We start from the raw sequence: 19,052 nt of genomic DNA, 5'->3' as shown, positions 1-19,052 counted from the left end.
TAATGTCAAAACCAATAAAATACAGAAAAAACTGCGTAAATGGATTAACTTATCACCAATATGAAATGATTCGTTTTGCAAAAATAAATAAAAATATATATTTTGATCCACAACACAAATTAGGCGGACGTGGTAGCTGATGTCTCAACGATCAAAACAACATTGATATATTTTTTAAAAGGCGACTTTTAAATAAAGCTTTTAAAATGAATATTGATGCTGAAACATATAAAAAATTAGAAGAAGAGGTGAGAATATGGCAAAAAAATCAAATAGAAAGTCAAATATAAATGATATTAAAACTCATTTAGAAAAATCAGAAGTTAAATTAGAAGATGGTATTTTCCATTTTACAGGACCTATGACTATTAATGAGTTTAGTAAAAGAATAACAAAAAGTTCAAATGAAATAATTACATACTTTTTCAAAAAGGGTATTTTAAAAAATATTAATACAACATTAAATGAAGAAGAAATAGCTGAACTATGTTTAGAATTTGGATTAGATTTTGTAAAAAGCGATAATGTTAATGCTCAAAATGTTGTTGATAGTTTAATTATCGATACAGAAAATGAAAAATTAGAAGCAAGACCAGCGATAGTTACAATCATGGGTCACGTTGATCATGGTAAAACAACTTTAATTGACAAAATAAGAAAAAGCGATGTTATTTCAAGTGAATTTGGCGGTATTACTCAACATACTGGCGCTTATCAAGTTAAATATGATAATAAATCTATTACCTTTTTAGATACTCCTGGTCATGAAGCATTTACTGAAATGCGTTCAAGGGGTGCGAAAGTAACTGATATAGTTATTTTAGTTGTTGCAGCAGATGATGGTGTTAAACCACAAACAATTGAAGCAATTGATCACTCAAAGGCAGCTGGTGTACCTATTATTGTTTTTGTTAATAAAATGGATAAACCAAATACAGATGTAGAAAAATTAAAAAGTCAACTTTCTGAATCTGATGTTATCAGTGAAGAGTGAGGTGGAGATGCACAGTTTGTTTATGGTTCTGCTCTAACTGGAGAAGGTTTAGAACAATTATTTGAAGCTATTTTCTTACAAGCAGAAATCTTAGATTTAAAAGCTGTTTGAAACCGAGAAGCAATTGGTACGATTATTGAATCTAGATTAGATAAAGGAAAAGGTGTTGTAGCAACTTTAATAGTAGAAAACGGAACATTATTACCTCGTGATTTTATTGTTGCGGGTAGCCAATATGGAAAAATTAGAAGTTTAACTGATACTGAAGGTAATGATATTGAATTTGCAACTCCTGGAATGCCTTGTGTTATTACAGGTTTAAATTCAAACCCTCAATCTGGAGATAAATTTGTAGGGATAAGTGATGAAAAATTTGCAAAAAAATTAGCAGAAGAAAAGAAATTCCTTGACAAACAAAAAGAATTAAATGAAAAAAATATTCAATTAACAAATATTAATGAAGAAACCAAAGTTATAAATGTAATTATTAAAACAGATGTACAAGGTACAGCTGAAGCAATAAAAAATACATTATTAAATTTAACAACAGATGAAGTTTCAATAAAAATTATTAGAGCAACTAACGGAGATGTTACAAAAGCTGATGTCGCTTTAGCAAGTACTTGTCAAGCACTTATTTATGGATTTAATGTTAATATAAATGAATCAGTTAAAAGTTATGCTGATTCAAAAAATATAATGTTCAAAAATTACAATGTTATTTATAAAATTGTTGAAGAATTAACCCAAAAAATGAAAGGGTTTAAAGAACCTGTATATGAAGAAGTTCAAATTGCTGAAGCCGTTGTTTTACAAATTTTCTTCTATTCAAAAGTAGGTCAAATAACAGGAGCTAAAGTTGTTAGTGGTAAAGTTAAAGCTAATGCTAAAGTTGAAGTTATAAGAAGAAACAAAGTAATTTATAAAGGTGTGATTGATTCTTTAAAAAGAGAAAAAAATGATGTAAAATCAGTTGATAATGGTTTTGAATTTGGTACACACATTAAAGATTTTGATAGTATACAAGTCGATGATATTTTAAGATTTTATGAGGATGTATTAGTAGAAGATGAATAATATAAAACATGAACGTAAAGCAAGTTTATTTACACAATTATTATCAAATGCTTTATACGATTTAAAAGATTTTGATGTTACAAATGTAGCAATAAATGATATTGAGTTATCAAATGATGATTCACATGCTAAAGTATATGTAACAATTTTCAAAGACAAGGAAAGATATTTTAATAAATTAGTAAATATGTCTCCTTTTTTAAGAAGTGTTATTTCTAAAAGTTGAAAATACCATAGATTACCTGAAATTCACTTTACAATTGATAAATTGGAAAATCAAGCCCAAAGAATAGAAAATATTCTTAAAAAAATAAAAGATGAAAACTAATGATAAATTTGATGCAATTGTAATTGGTGGTGGACATGCAGGAGTTGAAGCTGTTTATGCTTTAGCAAAAAGAAATTTAAAAGTAGCCTTAGTTACTTTAGATAAAACTAAGTTAGCTATGATGCCATGTAATCCATCTATTGGTGGTAGCGCAAAAGGGATAATTACTCGTGAAATAGATGAATTAGGTGGCGTACAAGGATTATTCGCAGATAAAGCAATGATTCAAATAAAAGTTCTTAATACTTCAAAAGGACCAGCAGTTTGAAGCTTAAGAGCACAAATAGATAAAGATGAATATTGCAGATTAATTTTAGAAGATATAGTAAAACAAAAAGATATTACTTTAATTGAAGATCTTGTTTTAGATTTAATTGTAGAAGATAAAACTATAAAAGGTATAAAAACAGAAAAAAATGGATTATTATATGCAAATGCTGTTGTAATGACAACTGGAGTATATATGAATTCAAGAATTTTACAAGGTGAAGATGTAAAACAATCAGGTCCTAATGGTCAAAGAACTGATGTAAATTTATCTAAAAATTTAGAAAAATATGGTTTTACATTACAAAGATTAAAAACAGGAACACCTTGCCGCATCTATACAGATTCAATTGATTTTAGCCAAGTTGAGCAAGAAACTTTAGATAAAAATTTACTTTCTTTTTCTTCACGAAGTGGAATAGTTTTAGATGAACAAACATCTTGCTGATTAACGCATACAACTGCAGAAACTAGAGAAATAGTTTTGAAAAATTTAAATCGTTCAAGTATGTATAGTGGATTAATTGTCGGTACAGGGCCAAGGTATTGTCCATCTTTTGAAGACAAAATTGTACGTTTTAAAGAAAAAGTTTCGCATCACATATTTTTTGAACCAGAAACTAAAAAAGGTGATGTAATGTATATAAATGGTTTAAGTACTTCAATGCCAATAGAAATCCAAGACCAAATGATAAGAACTATTCCAGGACTTCAAAATGCAAGAGTACAAAAATATGGTTATGCAATTGAATATGATGCAATAAACCCACTTGATTTAAAAAGAAACTTAGAAACTAAATGAATTAAAGGATTCTTTAGTGCTGGACAACCAAATGGTACAAGCGGATATGAAGAAGCAGCTGCACAGGGTATTGTAGCAGGGATTAATGCAGCAAACTATTTACAAAATAAAGAGCCTTTATATTTAGATAGAAGCGATTCATATATTGGTGTGTTAATTGATGATTTAGTTACAAAAGGAACTGCTGAACCTTATCGTATGTTAACAAGTAGAGCTGAATATCGTTTATTATTAAGAAATGATAATGTTGATCAAAGAATCTCAAAATATGCATATGATAATAATATGATTACAGAAGAAGAATATAATAAAATTCAAGAAAAATATAAACAAATTAATGACAAAATTGAAGAATTTAAAAACAAATTTGTTGGTTCAACTAGTGAGTTAGGTAAAAAATATAATGTTGAACATGGAATTAGTTATTTAAAATTATTAGCAAGACCAGATGTAAATCCACGTGATTTAGTTGATGAAGATTTTAAATATTTTGATGAATTAGCAATCAATGTTAGATTATATGGTTACATTGAAAAACAATTAAATCAAGCAGCTAAAATGAAAAGATTAGAAAGTCTAAATATTCCTGAAAACATTGATTATTTTGAAGTTGAAAATTTAGCATATGAAGCAAAAGAAAAATTATCAAAAATTAGACCAACAACAATCGGTCAAGCTTCAAGAATAAGTGGGATTAACCCCGCTGATATTCAAATGTTAATGTTTTATATGGATCAAAGAAAAAAATAATGAAACTAAATTTAATTGCAGTAGGAAGTTTAACAAGTGATTTTAAAAATCTCTTTGATTCCTATTTAAAAAAGTTAAAATTTTTAGCAGATGTTAATGTCATAGAAATAAAAGAAATTAACGAGCAAAATATTGAATTAAAAAAACAAAAAGAAACAGAAAATATTTTAAAGAAAATTCCTAAAAATTCATTAGTTTATTATTTTGGATTAAATGGAAAAGAATATTCTTCAGAGCAATTTAGTGAATTAATAACTCACACAGATAACATTACTTTTATAATTGGCGGTTCAAATGGTGTTGTTGAAGAACATTTTAACAATCAAATCAGATTTTCAAAAATGACATTTCCGCATCAGTTATTTAGAGTAATGGCAATTGAACAAATTTATCGAGCGCACGCTATAAAAAATAATATTAAGTATCACAAGTAAGGACAAATTATGAAAGCAGGAATTGTTGGATTACCCAATGTAGGAAAAAGTACATTATTTAATGCTTTAACTTTAAATGAAGTAGAAGCTAATAATTATGCATTTACCACAATTGAACCAAATATTGCAAATGTTAAGTTAAATGACATTAGATTAGAAAAATTAGCAAAACTAAATAATACAAAAAAAATAGTACATGCAACTTTTAATTTTGTTGACATTGCAGGGCTTGTTAAAGGGGCTTCAAAAGGTGAAGGTTTAGGAAATAAATTTCTTGCAAACATTAGAGAAGTTGACAGTATAATTCATGTAATTAGATGTTTTGAAGATAATAACATTGTTCATGTTAATAATAAAATTGACCCACTTGATGATCTTCAAACTATTAATTTAGAACTAATATTAGCTGATTTACAAACAATTGAAAATGTTATTAATAGAATATCAAAACGAGCAAAAGCAACAAATGATAAAGAACTTCTAAAAGAATTAGAAATTGCAAACAAATTAAAAACAATTTTAGAAAATGAACGTTCAGCTCGTGAAATAGAATTAAGTGATGAAGAAAAAGATATTGTAAAATCTTGACAATTGCTTTCACTTAAACCAATTATTTATGTGGCAAATTTAAAACAAGATGATTTAGAAAATTTAGATAATAATGTTCATTTTCAAAATTTAAAAAATCATTTACTACAAACAAATGATATTTTAATTCCTATTTGTATTTCTTTAGAATATGAATTATCAAAATTTGAAGCAGAAGAAAAACAAGAGTTTTTAAAAGAATATGGTTTAGAATATAGTGGTTTAGATACTTTAATTAGAAAAAGTTTTTATTTATTAGATCAAAAAACTTATTTTACAGCAGGTGAAATAGAAACACGTGCTTGAGTTTTTAAAAATGGTCAAACTGCCAGTCAATGCGCTGGAATAATTCATACTGATTTTGAAAAGAAATTTGTAAAAGCTGAAGTAATTAGTTATGAAGATTATATTACTTATGGTGGTGAAAAACAAGCTCATGAAGCTGGAAAAATGCGTCTTGAGGGTAAAAACTATATTATGCAAGACGGCGATGTGTGTTACTTTAAAATAGCAAAATAATTTGCTATTATTATAGGAGATTAGTTTAATGGCAAAACTAAGGACTCCAAACCCTTCGTTACAGGTTCGAATCCTGTATCTCCTGCCAAATCTATAATTAGATCAAAAAAGCACCTAGTACCATTCATGTACTTTGGTGTTTTTAAATTTTTTAAAAATATATAAATAAAAAAAGAGCAACGCTCTTTTTTTGGACACTAAATGAAATGGTACGCCCTAGAGGATTCGAACCTCTGACCCAATGGTTAAAAGCCATTTGCTCTACCTGCTGAGCTAAGGGCGCACATTATGGTGCCCGGAACTGGACTTGAACCAGCACGATGTTGCCACCGAGGGATTTTAAGTCCCTTGCGTCTACCATTTCCGCCATCCGGGCATTTTTTGTTTGCTTTAATATTATACATAAAAATATTAAAAAATATTAAAAAAAATAAAAAATATAAAATCTTTGTTTTCATATATAAAAATTTATATTTTTTATGATCTCAAAAACTGTAATTTAATACTTATTTTGTGCTGTTTAAAAACATTGTAGCATATTGGTCTTCTTTTGTTTCGTGAGTTAAATTATTAAAAGCAATAATTATTTGTGGAATTAAATTGTAAAATTCATAAGTTTTGTCTAATGTTTTGTTATTGTATTCATTTTCAATAAAATCTGCAATTTCTTTGTAAGAAATTATTTTATAAATATTTTTCATTTCAGGATCTAATTTTTCAATTTCATTTTCAATTTCTAAAATTCTAAAATTTGGAGCGATTATAAAAAATAATGGATCATATTCACTATCTGCTTTATTAGCTCATTTATAATAAGTGGATAATTGAGTTATTTTATCTTCAGATTTTATTCCATTTAATCCACTACGTATTTTGTTTTCAATAATTATGTTTTGTTTTAAACCTTTTGCATAAATATCTAATCTTCCATTTTCTACTACATATTCTTTATACACTTCATAATCACTATTTTGATCAAATATTTTTTTACCCCGAAAGGTTATGCAGAATTTTTTAAGTAAATTTTTGAAACTTAAAATACTATAAAACATATTTGTAAAAGCTTGTTCGTTATCTTGAAAATCAATTAAATCTAAAAATGTGGTTTCTTTTTTTAATGACTTTATGTTATCTTCTTTTACAGTTTTTGGATTAAATTCAATAAGTTTTTTATTTTTAATAGCCGTTGCAATTAGATTGTTTACAAATTCATAATCATTTTTATTTTTATCGTCAAATAAATAACCTTTATTTCTTTGAAAATTATATTCTAGATTTGAAACTAAAATTTCATCATTTGCTTTATATATTTTTTTAGCTTTAAATGTTAAATATAAAGAATCATCATCTTTGTAAATTTCATATAAGTATTTACCATTATAAACAATTTTTCTTTCACGTATAAATTGTTCTAATGCTCTTTGAGCACACTTAAAATTTTCATAGTAATGATATTTCTTACTATCATCATTTTTGCTAGGTTTTTTTGCTTTGTGAAATCTGTGTAATTTTTCTTCTAATTCAACTACATATAGAATATTAAAATTATTATTTTTAAGTCCGCTAGTTAAAACCAAATACTTAGCTAAGTACTTTTCATTTTTTCATTGTTTTAATTCTTTTGTTCCCTCTACTCAAATGTTATCTGGACAAACACCTCAAGGATTGTTATATATATAATGCTCATTATTGTCAGTGAGTAAGAAGTCAATTATTTCATGTCCTATATTCCCTTTTTTATCTAATCAATTTCCTAGAAACAGTTTATTTAATAAAATAACATTACCTTCTATTTTCACATCATTATTTTTTTGTTGTTTTAGTCACCCTTTTTGTTTTAAAAAAAGTTCACATTTTTCTTGTTCTTTACTTGTGTTTTTAGTAATATTGTTAGCGTTTATTTTACAAGATTTATTCATAAAATTCCTTTTTTACTACTTTAAATAGGCGGTTTTTTCACTTAAATTATAAAGTTTATCTACAAAAAAATAAATAAAAAAGGTAATACTAGCGTATAACCTAATCAAATGGTGCCCGTGACTGGACTCGAACCAGCATGAATTTCTTCGGTTGATTTTGAGTCAACTGTGTCTGCCATTTCACCACACGGGCTTGTAAATAATTATAACAAAATATTTTTTTGTTTTATAATTAAGAAATGAATTTACAAAAAGTTTTTGATTTACAAAGAGATCTAGATGAAAGTTTTTCTAAGAACATTAGTCCTAATGAAACTAATCTACAATTAAAAGTTATTATTGCTTTAATAGTTGAAATTAGTGAATTTGCAAATGAAGTTCAAGAATTTAAATATTGAAAGGTACATAAAAATATTAATCAAGCAGCACTACTAGAAGAATATGCAGATGGAATTCATTTTTTAAGTAGCATGTGTGTTGCTCATAATGTTGATTCAAATATAGAACCAATAAAGTTATATGATAATTTCAGTCAACAATTAGCAGAAGTTTATAAAGCAGCTACTATATTATTTACTGAATTAAATGCAAAAACTTTAAAACATGCATATAGTTTATATTTAGGTTTAGCACTAACTATTGGATTAACAGAAGATGAGATATTAGATAGTTTTTATAAAAAAAATGAAATTAATTTTCAAAGAGCAAAAAATAAATATTAATTTCTATAAACTCTGCAAGTAACAGAGTTTTTTAATAATTTATCTAAAAAATACACAAAATGTACTGAAAAAATACACAAATTACATTATTGAAATTATTTTTTAGTACAATTAATAATAATAAAATTAAGTTTTACAGGAGAATTTATGTTTGATAAACAAAAAAGGTTAAAAGAATTAACAGAATTACAATACAAAGTTACCCAAGAATCTTATACAGAAAAACCTTTTGAAAATAAATATGATCGCCGTTTTGAAAAAGGTATTTATGTAGATATAGTTGATAAAACACCATTATTTATTTCAACCTATAAATATGATTCAGGCTGCGGATGACCTGCATTTAGTAAACCAATTCAAAATGAATTATTAGTAGAATTAAAAGATACTTCACACAACATGATAAGAACGGAAATTAGATCACAAAAAGCTGATTCGCATTTAGGGCATGTTTTTAATGATGGTCCTAAAGAAAATGGTGGATTAAGATATTGCATTAATTCAGCGGCATTAGATTTCATTCCTTATGATAAATTAGATGAACATGGCTTGTCAGAATACAAAAAATTATTTGATGGAGAATAATATGAAAAAAGCTATGAAAATTTTATCATTAAGTATTTTAACATCTGCAGTATTAGTAAGTACTTTTGGTAATTTAAGTTTAAGTCCCGATCCTAAAACAAACGATAGTGATGATTTGATTAAACAATCAAAATTTGATTGAAGAAAACAAAATCCAGATATTTTATCACCAGTGAGACATCAATCGAAAGATATTTGTTGAGCTTATTCTGCTATTGGCGTTTCTGAAATAAATATTTTAAAAAATGGATTATATGCAATACCTACATCATTAGATTTATCTGAAAATGGAATTGCCTTTCTAACAAGAAATCGTAACTCAAATTCCGATCCTTTGGGAAATACAAAATTTGATACAATGGAAAATAATGATCGTTGAGCATCAAATGGATATGCAATAAGAGCGGGTTACATGTTAATGCAATGAAATTCTTTAATGAATGAAACACCAGACTTTAAACAAAATAATTTTGATATTCCATTTCGTTTAGAAGAATTAATAAAAATAAATAGCTATGATAAAGAAGCTATTAAAAAGTATGTAGTAAAAAACGGTGCAGTGGGTTTTGGTTTTTCAGCAGGTAATGTAGGAATTTATTATAATTCTAGCATTTACCAAGGATCTAAATATGGTCATGCAGCAACAATTATAGGTTGAGATGATTCTATACCAAAGGAGAATTTTGGTAATGGAACTACTCAAAATGGTGGTTGAATAGTTAAAAATAGTTGAGGAGATCGTGTTTTAGAAAAAGGGTATATGTATATCTCATACGATACTCCAATTGGAGATTTGTTTTCATTAAACTATGTAAGTAAAAATAAATATGATAATAACTATTATTATGATGGACACGTTGTAGATAATTTTAATTCAAAAGAAACAAAAGCAATTTCAGCTTTTAAAGCTAAAACAGAAACATCTGAATATGATGAATATTTAAAAGCTGTTAACGTAGGTTTTGAAGGCAAAAATGTTGATATTACTGTAAAAGTTTATTTAAATGAGTATGGATCAGAAATTAATCCTCAACAATATTCAAATAATAATGCAAAATTAGTTTCTACAGCAACTAAACATTTTGCAAATGGCGGATTGAGAGTGGTAGAATTACCTGAACAAGTTAAGTTGAAAAAAGGACAATATTTTTCAATTGAAGCCAGCGTTAAAAATAATGACAACACTGCAAAATTAACTTTTTCTGATGAAGGTAGATCGACTTTAGATTTATCATATGTACAACAAAATTCAAAGTGAGTAAACAGCCAAAAGAAATTTGGTGGTGTTGCAAGAATTAAAGCATTTACACAACAAATTTATAACAATAACAAAGAAAAAATCCAAGAAAACGATTTTTCTTTTGCAAACATTTCTCTTAATAAAGGCATTCATAGATTGGGGACATATAATGATATAAAACCATCGGTCTATATCAACAATAATTTATTAGAAGAATCCAAAGATTATGAAATAAAATATAAAGAAATTTTAGATAAAGATAAAAGATTTTATTCAGATGATGCTAATGCAGGGTATGGAATAATAGAAATAAATGGTTTAGGTAAATATAAAAATACTAAAAATAACATTTTTTACACTACCATAGTTGGCTTATATCCTCCAATAAATAATAAAGTTTATACTCAACAAAATCACAACAACAAAGACTTTATAATTAAAGTCCACAGGGATGTTAAAGATACAAATGAAGTTAATTTTGGTAAAGGTTGAGTTGTTAGTGGAAATCACAAATTAGACAATAATGAAACTTTAGTGGAATTAAATTATCAAGGAGATGACTCTGATTATTATCGTAGAAGTTCAGCATATGTAAAAATTGTAAAAGATGATAATGTTCAACAAGAAGAAAATCAACATCAAAATTTAGAAATTAATACAAGCTCTAACTCATCAGGTGAAATAACTGAAGATACAAATTCTAATTCAAAAGATAATTTAGTAGATAATCAAAATAGTGATTCAGAAACAAATAATACTAAAAATTCAAAAGATCAAGACAATGTTTCTTCAAATGTTGATAATAAAAATAAAAATGAATCTAAAGAACCACAAAAAGATATCAATAACTCACCGAGTCAAAGCCGAGATAGTAACACAAACAAAAAGACAAAAAATACACAAGAAAATTCGAGTGCTAGCAGTAGTTCTTCTAATATTATTGAACCAAATAAAAATAGTAAACCAAAAACACAACCAAATTCACTAAACAACATTTCTAAAGAATCACCAAAAAATACTGATACAAACACCAAACCAACAAAACCCATAAATAACAAAAATCAGTCAGCAAACAATAATACACAAAATATAAAGGCTATTAAAAAATCAAAAACAAATATGTATTATTTTTTATTATTAATACCAGCAATTGCAGCAATTGCATCAACTATAGCAATTTATTTTAGAAAAAAAGCTAAAAAATAATATTTTAAAATGTGATGCTTTTCAGTCACATTTTTTATTTTTTTTAACCTGTAAGTTAATTTTTTTAAAATTTAATAAACTTTTTGATGCTTTTTACAAAAAAAAAAAAAAAGAATATCATTTTTGTGAAAAATTAATTTTTTCAAGGAGTTTTTAGATAAAATATAAAAAAATGTTAAGCTTTTCACTTTTTGCTGTTACTTTAGCTTCAATTCCTTTTGTGGCTATATCATGTGGTAAAACAAGTTATAAAGATCAAGTAAAAGATAGAATGCAAAAACTTATTGATAAATATAAAGATGATAAATCAAAATCTTCAATATTAAATACTAGTTTAAGTCCTTTAGTTCAAAAAATAAGTGAAATCTCAAAATTTAAAGACTTAACTTATAAATCATATAAAAATATAATGGCTATGTTAGATACTTTGGAAAAAAGCATAGATAGCACCGGAGTTTAGAATGATTAAAGGACAATTAAAATTAAATACATACATAGTTTTATTTTCAATAAATATTGTAATATGCTTTATATTTATAATCATATCTTCAATTATTATAAATAATACAAAATCAATATTAGCGCTTTTGGTATCAAGTGAATCATTTAAAGATTTTGTTTCATTTTTAGCAGATGCAATGGGTTCAGCAGGTAACACAATTAGAAAATTTCTTCTAGTAATATCAAGTATATTTCTTGTTTTTTGATTATATGATTTAATCGAGTCAATTTATTGAATCACAACATTATTTACAAACAATATTTTTGTAAACTTACATCACGATCATATTGAATTTAAAAGAGGAATTTTTTCATCAGTTAAAAATTATAAATTAGATGAAATACAATATATAAGGCCACAAAATAGGTTAAATCTTGGAATTACAAGTATAAAAATTAAAAATGTATTTTTACCTAAAAAATTTTGAATTTCAAATTCAGATGAATTTAAACAACAATTTGACATCTTTAAATTAAATAAATATAACAGCGAAAATAATTTAAACAAACAAGATTAATAAAAAAAAGTTGCTAGTTAGCAACTTTTATTTTATAATTATTTTCCTAATTTGTGAACTGCTTGACGAGCTGTTTCTCAAATAATTTCATTGAATGTTGGGTGTGGGTGAATTGTATCTGCTAAATCAAATACTGTTAATTCTTTATCCATTAATAAAGCAATTTCAGCAATCATATCTGTTGAGTTGGCACCAACAATTTCAGCACCTAAAATTTTTCCATTTTCTTTATTTATAACTAATTTAGCAAATCCATAGTCTTTATGTGCAGCAATAGCCTTTCCAACAAAACCATAGTTATATTTAGCAGTAATGTATGGTAATTGTAATTCTTTTGCTTTGTTTTCAGTCATTCCTACATTAGCTATTTCAGGGTCTGTATAAATACATGCTGGAACTGTAGCTGGGTTATATGTTATAACTCTTTCTGTTTTGTTTTCTTTTCTTAAGATATCATACACAGCAACTAACGCATGTTTATAAGCAACGTGAGCTAACATGTTTTGAGCTGTAATATCTCCGATTGCATAAACATTTTCAACGTTTGTTTGTAACATATCGTTAACAAGAATTTCACCTCTTGAACCTAGTTCAACTCCTGTTTCTGAAATAAATCCTGTGTTTGGAACACGCCCAACAGAAGCTAAAACAACGTCAGATTTAATTCTAAATTCTTGTCCATCTTTTTCGTAAACAACTTCATCATTTTCAAATGCTTTTATTGTTGTATTAAATACAAATTCAACACCTTTTGATTTTAAATGTTTTTGTAATTCATCTGTTACATCTTTATCTAATTGAGCAACAACACGATCTAAATTTTGTAGAATTGTAACTTTTGTTCCTGCATTTGCAAATACTTGTGCAAATTCAACCCCTATAACTCCACCTCCAATTATTGTTAGTGTTTCTGGTTGTGTAGGGTAATTAATTAAACTTGTTGATGTAACAACTTTTCCTAATTTATAAGCTTCTTCAAATCCTGGTAATGTTAATCTTCTTGAGTGTCCACCCATAGCATAGATCATGTATTTTCCTCTATATACTTTATCATTTGCTTTTACGGTGTGACTGTCTAGGAATTCAGCTGTAGCTTGAATAGCTTCAACTTTTGATCCTTTCATTAACATTTTTACACCGCTAGTTAATTTATTAACAGTTTTTGATTTTTGTTCATTTAATTTGGTTCAATCTAATTTTGCTGATTCTTTATCATAGCTAAATCCTAATGCTTCTAAACTTCCGTTAGCTACTTTATGAAATTCTTCTGATGCATGTAAAAGAGCTTTGGTTGGAATACATCCAACGTTTAAACAAACTCCACCTCAATACACTTTTTCTATGATTAAGCTTTTTAGTCCATGTTTTCCTGCTTCTTCAGCAGCTAAGTATCCACCAGGACCTGCACCTATTACGATTAAGTCGTATTCAGCATCAATTGTTCCATTATATTTACTCATCTTTTCTCCTTAAATTTTCATAAATAATATATTATAAATTATAATATTAAATTAAAAATAAGACCAAAAAAACAAAAAAATGCTGATATTTATTCAAAAAAATAATTTTTTCACATTTTCATTAAAATGTCAAATATAAACTAGTTTTTTAATGTTGCAAATATTATAAAATTCTTATATTTATTATTATATTTTAGTATATAATAATACAAATTTATTTTACGACTAAAATGGAGAAAGTATGAAAATAAAACAAAAAATAATTTTAATATCTTTTATTGGGATTATATCTAGTGCTTTAATGATATTACCAACAATAATTTTTTATTCAAATATTTCAAATAATAAATTAATTACATCTTTTGAAGTTGAGTCTGATAAAAAAACAGAAACAGAGGCTGGCAAGTATGATAAAACTACTTTACAAGCAGCGAAAGAATACTACAATAATTTATATGATAATGTAAATATATTGTTCCATTCATTAGATAAAGCAGGATATGACATTGAAAAATACAATAAATGAAGAGATAAAATTCAAAAAGCATGAGATGAAGCAGTGAATGAACTTGTTAAAATAAAAGAAGGTGAGTATACTGAAGAAAAAAGAACACAATTTGAAGGAAAACATGACAAAAAAATAAAAGAATTTATTGATTCATTTGTAAAAATTACAGTAGAATTTTACAAAAACTATATTAATTTTTCTTATCCAAATTCCAAATCTATATATTTTGATAAAAACAACATTGATATAAATAATTTTAAATTTAATTATTATAAAGATACAGAAAATACAAATAATAATCGACAAAAAGCTCCAAAACCTATTGATTTTCTTGAATTATCAAGTAAATATAATGAAAATAACGTTGAATTAATTGAAAACCTTGATAAAAATGACCCGAATGCAAAAGATAAAAATGTTTATAAACATAAAGTTAAATACAAAATTAAGCAAAATGATGGAATGTATTTATGATATTTATTAGATTTCATTATAAGAAATAATTTAAGTGATGAAAATAATGCAAATTGTTCATTTTATGAATTTGATTTATATGTAAACATTGATAGTTTTAAAGATAACATAGATGAAAAAAGTAAATATAATAATTTATTAGAGTATTTTAAAAAATTAAAAGAAAATACAACTGACGATAAGTTAAAACAGTGACTTTCTGAAACAATTGACCAAATAATAAAAACTAAAAATGAAATTAATAATTCAGAACTAATAACACCACAATTAAAAACCATAAATTCACAAATTTCAGTTTATTATGAAGAATATTTAAATAAGGTTCTTAAAAATCAATTTATTGATGCGATTGTAAGTTATAATCAAAAAATTGCTGATTGAAAAAATATATCAAATAATGTGGACAATAAACCTATAGAAGGAATTTTATATGATGTTTTTTCTAGTGCTATTGTATCAAATAATAAAGATGAATTAGATGAATTAGAATTTTCAGTTTTAAAAAGTAAATTAGAAAAATTAGAACATTTAAACAGTTTAGAAACTTATTTTTCAAATAAATATGAAGCATATAAAAATTTACTTGAAAAATATAAAGATGATGAAGAGCGTAAAGAACAAGTAAAACAAGCAACTATTGAAAATTTAAGAAGTAAGTATTCAGAACTATTTTCTGCAAACATAAAAAAATCAGAAACTAATAACACTGAACAATTTATAAAAGTAATAAAAGATACTTTTGATCAAATTATTGATCCAAAAATTAATATTTTAAAAAATAATTCAGAAAATTGAGAACAATATTTACAAAAATTAGCTTTAGTTAATTCATTAACAACAAATAATGAAAATATTTCAAACAATATCCAAAAACAAATAAGTGAAATTACTGATTTAAATTTAAATGAACAATCAGATAAAGAATTATTAATAGAAAATGCCAATAAATTACAAAAAATTTATGACACTAAAAAACCAATTTGTGATTTTTATAACTACATTGATACAAAAACATCAAATGAATATCTAAAAATAGAAACTGCTTCAAAATTACTAGGTGTAAAAAATGACGTTTCAGAAAAAGAATTTTTAAATAATTTAAATGCAATAAAAAATGAATTTTTAGTGCAAGAAGAAATTTGAGTTAATGAGTTTAGTGTTTTGAGCGAAATTAATGAATTAAACAATTTAAATTCAAAACAAATAAATGATATTATCGAACAATCTAAAAACGAAAAACCTAATTTAGAATTAGTAAATAATATAAAAAGCACTTTACAAGAATTATTAACATTTAAAGCAAATAAAGCACAAAAAGTTTTAAAACAAGCTAGTTTTGAAAATAAAAACTTAGAACAAATTTACAATATGCTAACCCTTATTAAAAATGAAAATAATAAATCATTTTCTCCGCTATATTTATTGTTATTAGTAGTACCTATTTTATTAATTCCTTTATTCATATTTATGTTAATAAAAAAGAAAAAAGATAAAAAAATATAAAAAATCCAGAAATTTCTGGATTTTTTACTTTAATTCTTTTAAGAATTCATACTTAGTTTTATTTTTAGTTCTTCTATAAAACTAAAGTTTGCGCTGTCACTAGGTTTGAATTCAATTTCTTTTAATGGTTGGTCAGAAATATTATTAACTATAATGTCAACTCTATTGCCTTTTGAATGTACTATTCCGCGGTTGACATAATAAGTTTTCTGGTTGTTTTGTAAACTATTTACAAAAAGTTTACTTTCTACTATAGCTCCCATAAATTCAATGTGATTAGCTTGCAAACCTATATAACCTTCAGTGGTTTTTAAAGTAATTATATCTGTTTCTTGTTCTAAGAATTTACCATATGGTGTAGTAATTGTTAAAAATATTGGATTAGCCATTATTAGCTTCAATTCTTGCTACAACATCTTCAATTGTTCCAGCATATAAAAATGCTTCTTCAGGAACTTCATCATATTTTCCTGCAAGTATGTCTTTAAATGAACGGATAGTATCACTTATTTTGATGTATTTACCTGGGTATCCTGAAAATTTTTCAGCAACTGAAAAAGGCTGTGATAAAAAGTTTCTAATTCTTCTTGCTCTTGCAACTACTTTTTTATCTTCTTCTGATAATTCATCCATACCTAAAATGGCAATAATATCTTGCAATTCTTTAAATCTTTGTAAAATATTTTGCACACCACGCGCAACATTATAGTGTTCAACCCCTATTATTTTTGGATCAAGTAGTCTTGAACCTGAAGATAATGGATCAATTGCTGGATAAATTCCTAAAGCTGCAATGTTACGGTCTAAAACTGTTTTCGCATCTAGGTGAGTAAATGTTGTTGCAGGTGCTGGGTCAGTTAAGTCATCGGCTGGAATATAAACAGCTTGAACTGATGTAATTGATCCTCTTTTTGTAGATGTTATTCTTTCTTGTAGTAGTCCCATTTCAGTTGCTAGTGTAGGTTGATAACCAACAGCAGAAGGCATTCTACCTAAAAGAGCGGATACTTCAGAACCTGCTTGTGTAAATCTAAAGATATTATCAATGAATAATAAAACGTCTTGATTTTCTTTATCTCTAAAATATTCAGCCATAGTTAAAGCAGTGAATGCAATTCTCATTCTAGCTCCAGGTGGCTCATTCATTTGCCCAAAGACTAATGCTGTTTTATTGATAACACCACTTTCCTGCATTTCATGGTATAAGTCATTTCCTTCTCTTGTTCTTTCTCCAACACCGGCAAAAACTGAAATTCCTCCATGCTGTGTAGCAATGTTATTAATTAATTCTTGGATTAAAACTGTTTTTCCAACTCCAGCTCCTCCAAATAAACCAATTTTTCCACCTTTTGCATAAGGCATTAATAAGTCAATAACTTTTATACCTGTTTCAAGAATTTCAACTGATGTTTTTTGTTCTTCATAAGAAGGAGCAGGAGCATGAATAGGCATTAATGTTGCATTTGCTTTGTCAAAAGGTTTATCATCAATAGGATCACCTAAAACATTAAACATTCTAGATAAGATATCTTTTCCTACTGGAACAACAATTTCTTTACCTGTATCAAGAACTTCCATTCCTCTTTTTAGACCAAAAGTAAGATCCATACTAATCGCTCTAACTGTATCATTTCCTATATGCTGAGCAACTTCAAAAACATATTTTTTTCCTTCGTGGTGTAATTCAAGTGCATTATTTATAAAAGGTATTTCATTATTTTGGAATCTTATATCAACAACAGGTCCCAATATTTGAACTATTTTACCATAATGTTTTTTATTGTTGTTTTCCATAATTGTCCTTTCTATGAATTTGATCCACTAATAATTTCAGTAATTTCTTCAGTTATTTTCGCTTGTCTTGAACGGTTATAATCTAATTCAAGATTTCCAATTAATTCTTCTGCATTATTTGTTGCATTTTCCATTGCTGTTCTTCTTGAAGACATTTCAGATAATTTTGCATTAGCGAGTGCAAGATACATACTTGCTTCAAAATAAATAATAAATGAAGATTCTAAAATTGTTCGAGCACTAGGTTCATAAATACTTAAATCTATTTTATTTGCTTGTTCAATTTCATCAGCAATAATTGGATATATTTGTTTTATTTTTGTTTCTGTTGAAATACTGTTTATATATTCTGTATAAATAATATTAACCTTATCAACATAAACATTTTGAATTGTTTCATAAATTTTTTTAGAAATAACTTGTGCAAGAGCATAATCTAATTCATCACCGATTTTTGCAAAAGAATGAATAATTTGATCTTCATATTTTTTTAAAGAATTAATTATTTTTGTTCCAAGGGTGATTAAAAGTGAGTCTTTGTCAATTATTTCTTTAACTTGTTTAACTAAAAAAGCATTATAAGCACCACATAAACCTAAATCTGAACCAATAACAATATATAAAGTTTTGGGAATTTCATAAGTTTGTTTATGTTTTTTATTAATAATATTATCTATATCTTCAGAATGTAAAAGCAAATTATTAAATACATTTTTTACACTTGAATAATAATTAATTATATTGTCATAACTATTTTTAGTTCTACCTAATTTAGCAGTAGCAACAAGTTGCATTGCTTTGGTTATTTTTTTTGTTGTAGTAACTGAATTAATTCTTTGTTTAATTTTTAGTAAATCAGCCAT

The 19,052-nt window shown here is 26.0% G+C and carries 17 protein-coding genes and 4 tRNA genes; 13 read left to right on the top strand and 8 right to left on the bottom strand.

Annotation, left to right across the window (positions count from 1 at the left end):
- Positions 1 to 2 precede the first annotated feature (2 nt).
- The 7 genes from N8G13_RS00395 (at position 3) to N8G13_RS00365 (ending at position 5,847) form a co-directional block, all read left to right on the top strand.
- Positions 3 to 290 (top strand): YlxR family protein, encoded by a 288-nt coding sequence (locus tag N8G13_RS00395; RefSeq protein ID WP_262288981.1) that lies wholly within the window; start codon positions 3 to 5, stop codon positions 288 to 290.
- Entirely contained in the window at positions 257 to 2,071 is a 1,815-nt protein-coding gene (gene infB / locus N8G13_RS00390; RefSeq protein WP_262288980.1) for a translation initiation factor IF-2, read from the top strand. Before N8G13_RS00395 ends, infB begins: the two co-directional genes overlap by 34 nt.
- Positions 2,064 to 2,399, top strand: coding sequence for a 30S ribosome-binding factor RbfA (gene rbfA, locus N8G13_RS00385; protein ID WP_216488540.1), 336 nt, complete (start codon positions 2,064 to 2,066; stop codon positions 2,397 to 2,399). Before infB ends, rbfA begins: the two co-directional genes overlap by 8 nt.
- The gene (mnmG, locus tag N8G13_RS00380) at positions 2,389 to 4,218 is read left to right on the top strand and encodes a tRNA uridine-5-carboxymethylaminomethyl(34) synthesis enzyme MnmG (RefSeq protein ID WP_262288979.1); all 1,830 of its coding nucleotides are present in this window, start codon (positions 2,389 to 2,391) and stop codon (positions 4,216 to 4,218) included. Before rbfA ends, mnmG begins: the two co-directional genes overlap by 11 nt.
- Positions 4,218 to 4,652, top strand: a complete 435-nt coding sequence (locus tag N8G13_RS00375; protein WP_262288978.1) for a 23S rRNA (pseudouridine(1915)-N(3))-methyltransferase RlmH — start codon at positions 4,218 to 4,220, stop codon at positions 4,650 to 4,652. Before mnmG ends, N8G13_RS00375 begins: the two co-directional genes overlap by 1 nt.
- 9 nt (positions 4,653 to 4,661) lie before the next feature.
- Positions 4,662 to 5,759 (top strand): redox-regulated ATPase YchF, encoded by a 1,098-nt coding sequence (gene ychF / locus N8G13_RS00370; RefSeq protein WP_262288977.1) that lies wholly within the window; start codon positions 4,662 to 4,664, stop codon positions 5,757 to 5,759.
- Positions 5,760 to 5,773: 14 nt separating this feature from the next.
- Positions 5,774 to 5,847, top strand: a tRNA-Trp gene (locus tag N8G13_RS00365).
- Between the two features lie 119 nt (positions 5,848 to 5,966).
- Here N8G13_RS00365 and N8G13_RS00360 read toward each other — a convergent pair.
- From N8G13_RS00360 to N8G13_RS00345, 4 genes are all read right to left on the bottom strand, one after another.
- A tRNA-Lys gene (locus N8G13_RS00360) sits at positions 5,967 to 6,042 on the bottom strand.
- Between the two features lie 6 nt (positions 6,043 to 6,048).
- Positions 6,049 to 6,135 (bottom strand) — tRNA-Leu (locus tag N8G13_RS00355).
- A gap of 130 nt (positions 6,136 to 6,265) precedes the next feature.
- Positions 6,266 to 7,678, bottom strand: a complete 1,413-nt coding sequence (locus N8G13_RS00350) for a PD-(D/E)XK nuclease family protein (RefSeq protein ID WP_262288976.1) — start codon at positions 7,676 to 7,678, stop codon at positions 6,266 to 6,268.
- Positions 7,679 to 7,787: 109 nt separating this feature from the next.
- Positions 7,788 to 7,871, bottom strand: a tRNA-Leu gene (locus tag N8G13_RS00345).
- A gap of 46 nt (positions 7,872 to 7,917) precedes the next feature.
- Between N8G13_RS00345 and N8G13_RS00340 the strand changes: the two genes are divergently transcribed.
- The 5 genes from N8G13_RS00340 to N8G13_RS00320 all read left to right on the top strand — a co-directional run bounded on the left by N8G13_RS00340 (position 7,918) and on the right by N8G13_RS00320 (position 12,450).
- The gene (locus N8G13_RS00340; protein WP_262288975.1) at positions 7,918 to 8,400 is read left to right on the top strand and encodes a dUTP diphosphatase; all 483 of its coding nucleotides are present in this window, start codon (positions 7,918 to 7,920) and stop codon (positions 8,398 to 8,400) included.
- Positions 8,401 to 8,547: 147 nt separating this feature from the next.
- On the top strand, positions 8,548 to 8,985 hold the full coding sequence (msrB, locus tag N8G13_RS00335) for a peptide-methionine (R)-S-oxide reductase MsrB (RefSeq protein WP_262288974.1): 438 nt from the start codon (positions 8,548 to 8,550) through the stop codon (positions 8,983 to 8,985).
- A gap of 1 nt (position 8,986) precedes the next feature.
- Entirely contained in the window at positions 8,987 to 11,431 is a 2,445-nt protein-coding gene (locus tag N8G13_RS00330) for a C1 family peptidase (protein ID WP_262288973.1), read from the top strand.
- Positions 11,432 to 11,603: 172 nt separating this feature from the next.
- Complete coding sequence (locus N8G13_RS00325; RefSeq protein WP_262288972.1) at positions 11,604 to 11,891, top strand: variable surface lipoprotein; 288 nt, start codon at positions 11,604 to 11,606, stop codon at positions 11,889 to 11,891.
- A gap of 1 nt (position 11,892) precedes the next feature.
- Positions 11,893 to 12,450, top strand: coding sequence for a hypothetical protein (locus N8G13_RS00320; RefSeq protein ID WP_262288971.1), 558 nt, complete (start codon positions 11,893 to 11,895; stop codon positions 12,448 to 12,450).
- 38 nt (positions 12,451 to 12,488) lie between these two features.
- On the opposite strand, the gene lpdA is transcribed toward N8G13_RS00320, so the two are convergent.
- Complete coding sequence (gene lpdA / locus N8G13_RS00315) at positions 12,489 to 13,910, bottom strand: dihydrolipoyl dehydrogenase (protein ID WP_262288970.1); 1,422 nt, start codon at positions 13,908 to 13,910, stop codon at positions 12,489 to 12,491.
- Between the two features lie 241 nt (positions 13,911 to 14,151).
- Here lpdA and N8G13_RS00310 point away from each other — a divergent pair, with 241 nt between their 5' ends.
- Positions 14,152 to 16,395, top strand: a complete 2,244-nt coding sequence (locus tag N8G13_RS00310; RefSeq protein ID WP_262288969.1) for a hypothetical protein — start codon at positions 14,152 to 14,154, stop codon at positions 16,393 to 16,395.
- Positions 16,396 to 16,433: 38 nt separating this feature from the next.
- Here N8G13_RS00310 and N8G13_RS00305 read toward each other — a convergent pair whose 3' ends face one another.
- Genes N8G13_RS00305 through atpG form a run of 3 tightly spaced genes read right to left on the bottom strand, consistent with a single transcriptional unit; the run spans position 16,434 to position 19,052 of the window.
- The gene (locus N8G13_RS00305) at positions 16,434 to 16,784 is read right to left on the bottom strand and encodes a FoF1 ATP synthase subunit delta/epsilon (protein WP_262288968.1); all 351 of its coding nucleotides are present in this window, start codon (positions 16,782 to 16,784) and stop codon (positions 16,434 to 16,436) included.
- Positions 16,777 to 18,189, bottom strand: coding sequence for a F0F1 ATP synthase subunit beta (gene atpD, locus N8G13_RS00300; RefSeq protein ID WP_262288967.1), 1,413 nt, complete (start codon positions 18,187 to 18,189; stop codon positions 16,777 to 16,779). Before atpD ends, N8G13_RS00305 begins: the two co-directional genes overlap by 8 nt.
- A gap of 11 nt (positions 18,190 to 18,200) precedes the next feature.
- A complete protein-coding gene (gene atpG, locus N8G13_RS00295; RefSeq protein WP_262288966.1) occupies positions 18,201 to 19,052 on the bottom strand; it encodes an ATP synthase F1 subunit gamma in 852 nt (283 codons plus the stop codon).

Origin of the sequence: Mycoplasma zalophi (assembly GCF_025486335.1) — a bacterium.
In the GTDB taxonomy this organism is placed as follows: domain Bacteria; phylum Bacillota_I; class Bacilli_A; order Mycoplasmatales; family Metamycoplasmataceae; genus Metamycoplasma; species Metamycoplasma zalophi.
Note: the sequence above shows the minus strand (reverse complement) of the source record. Positions and strands in the feature narration are given on the sequence as shown.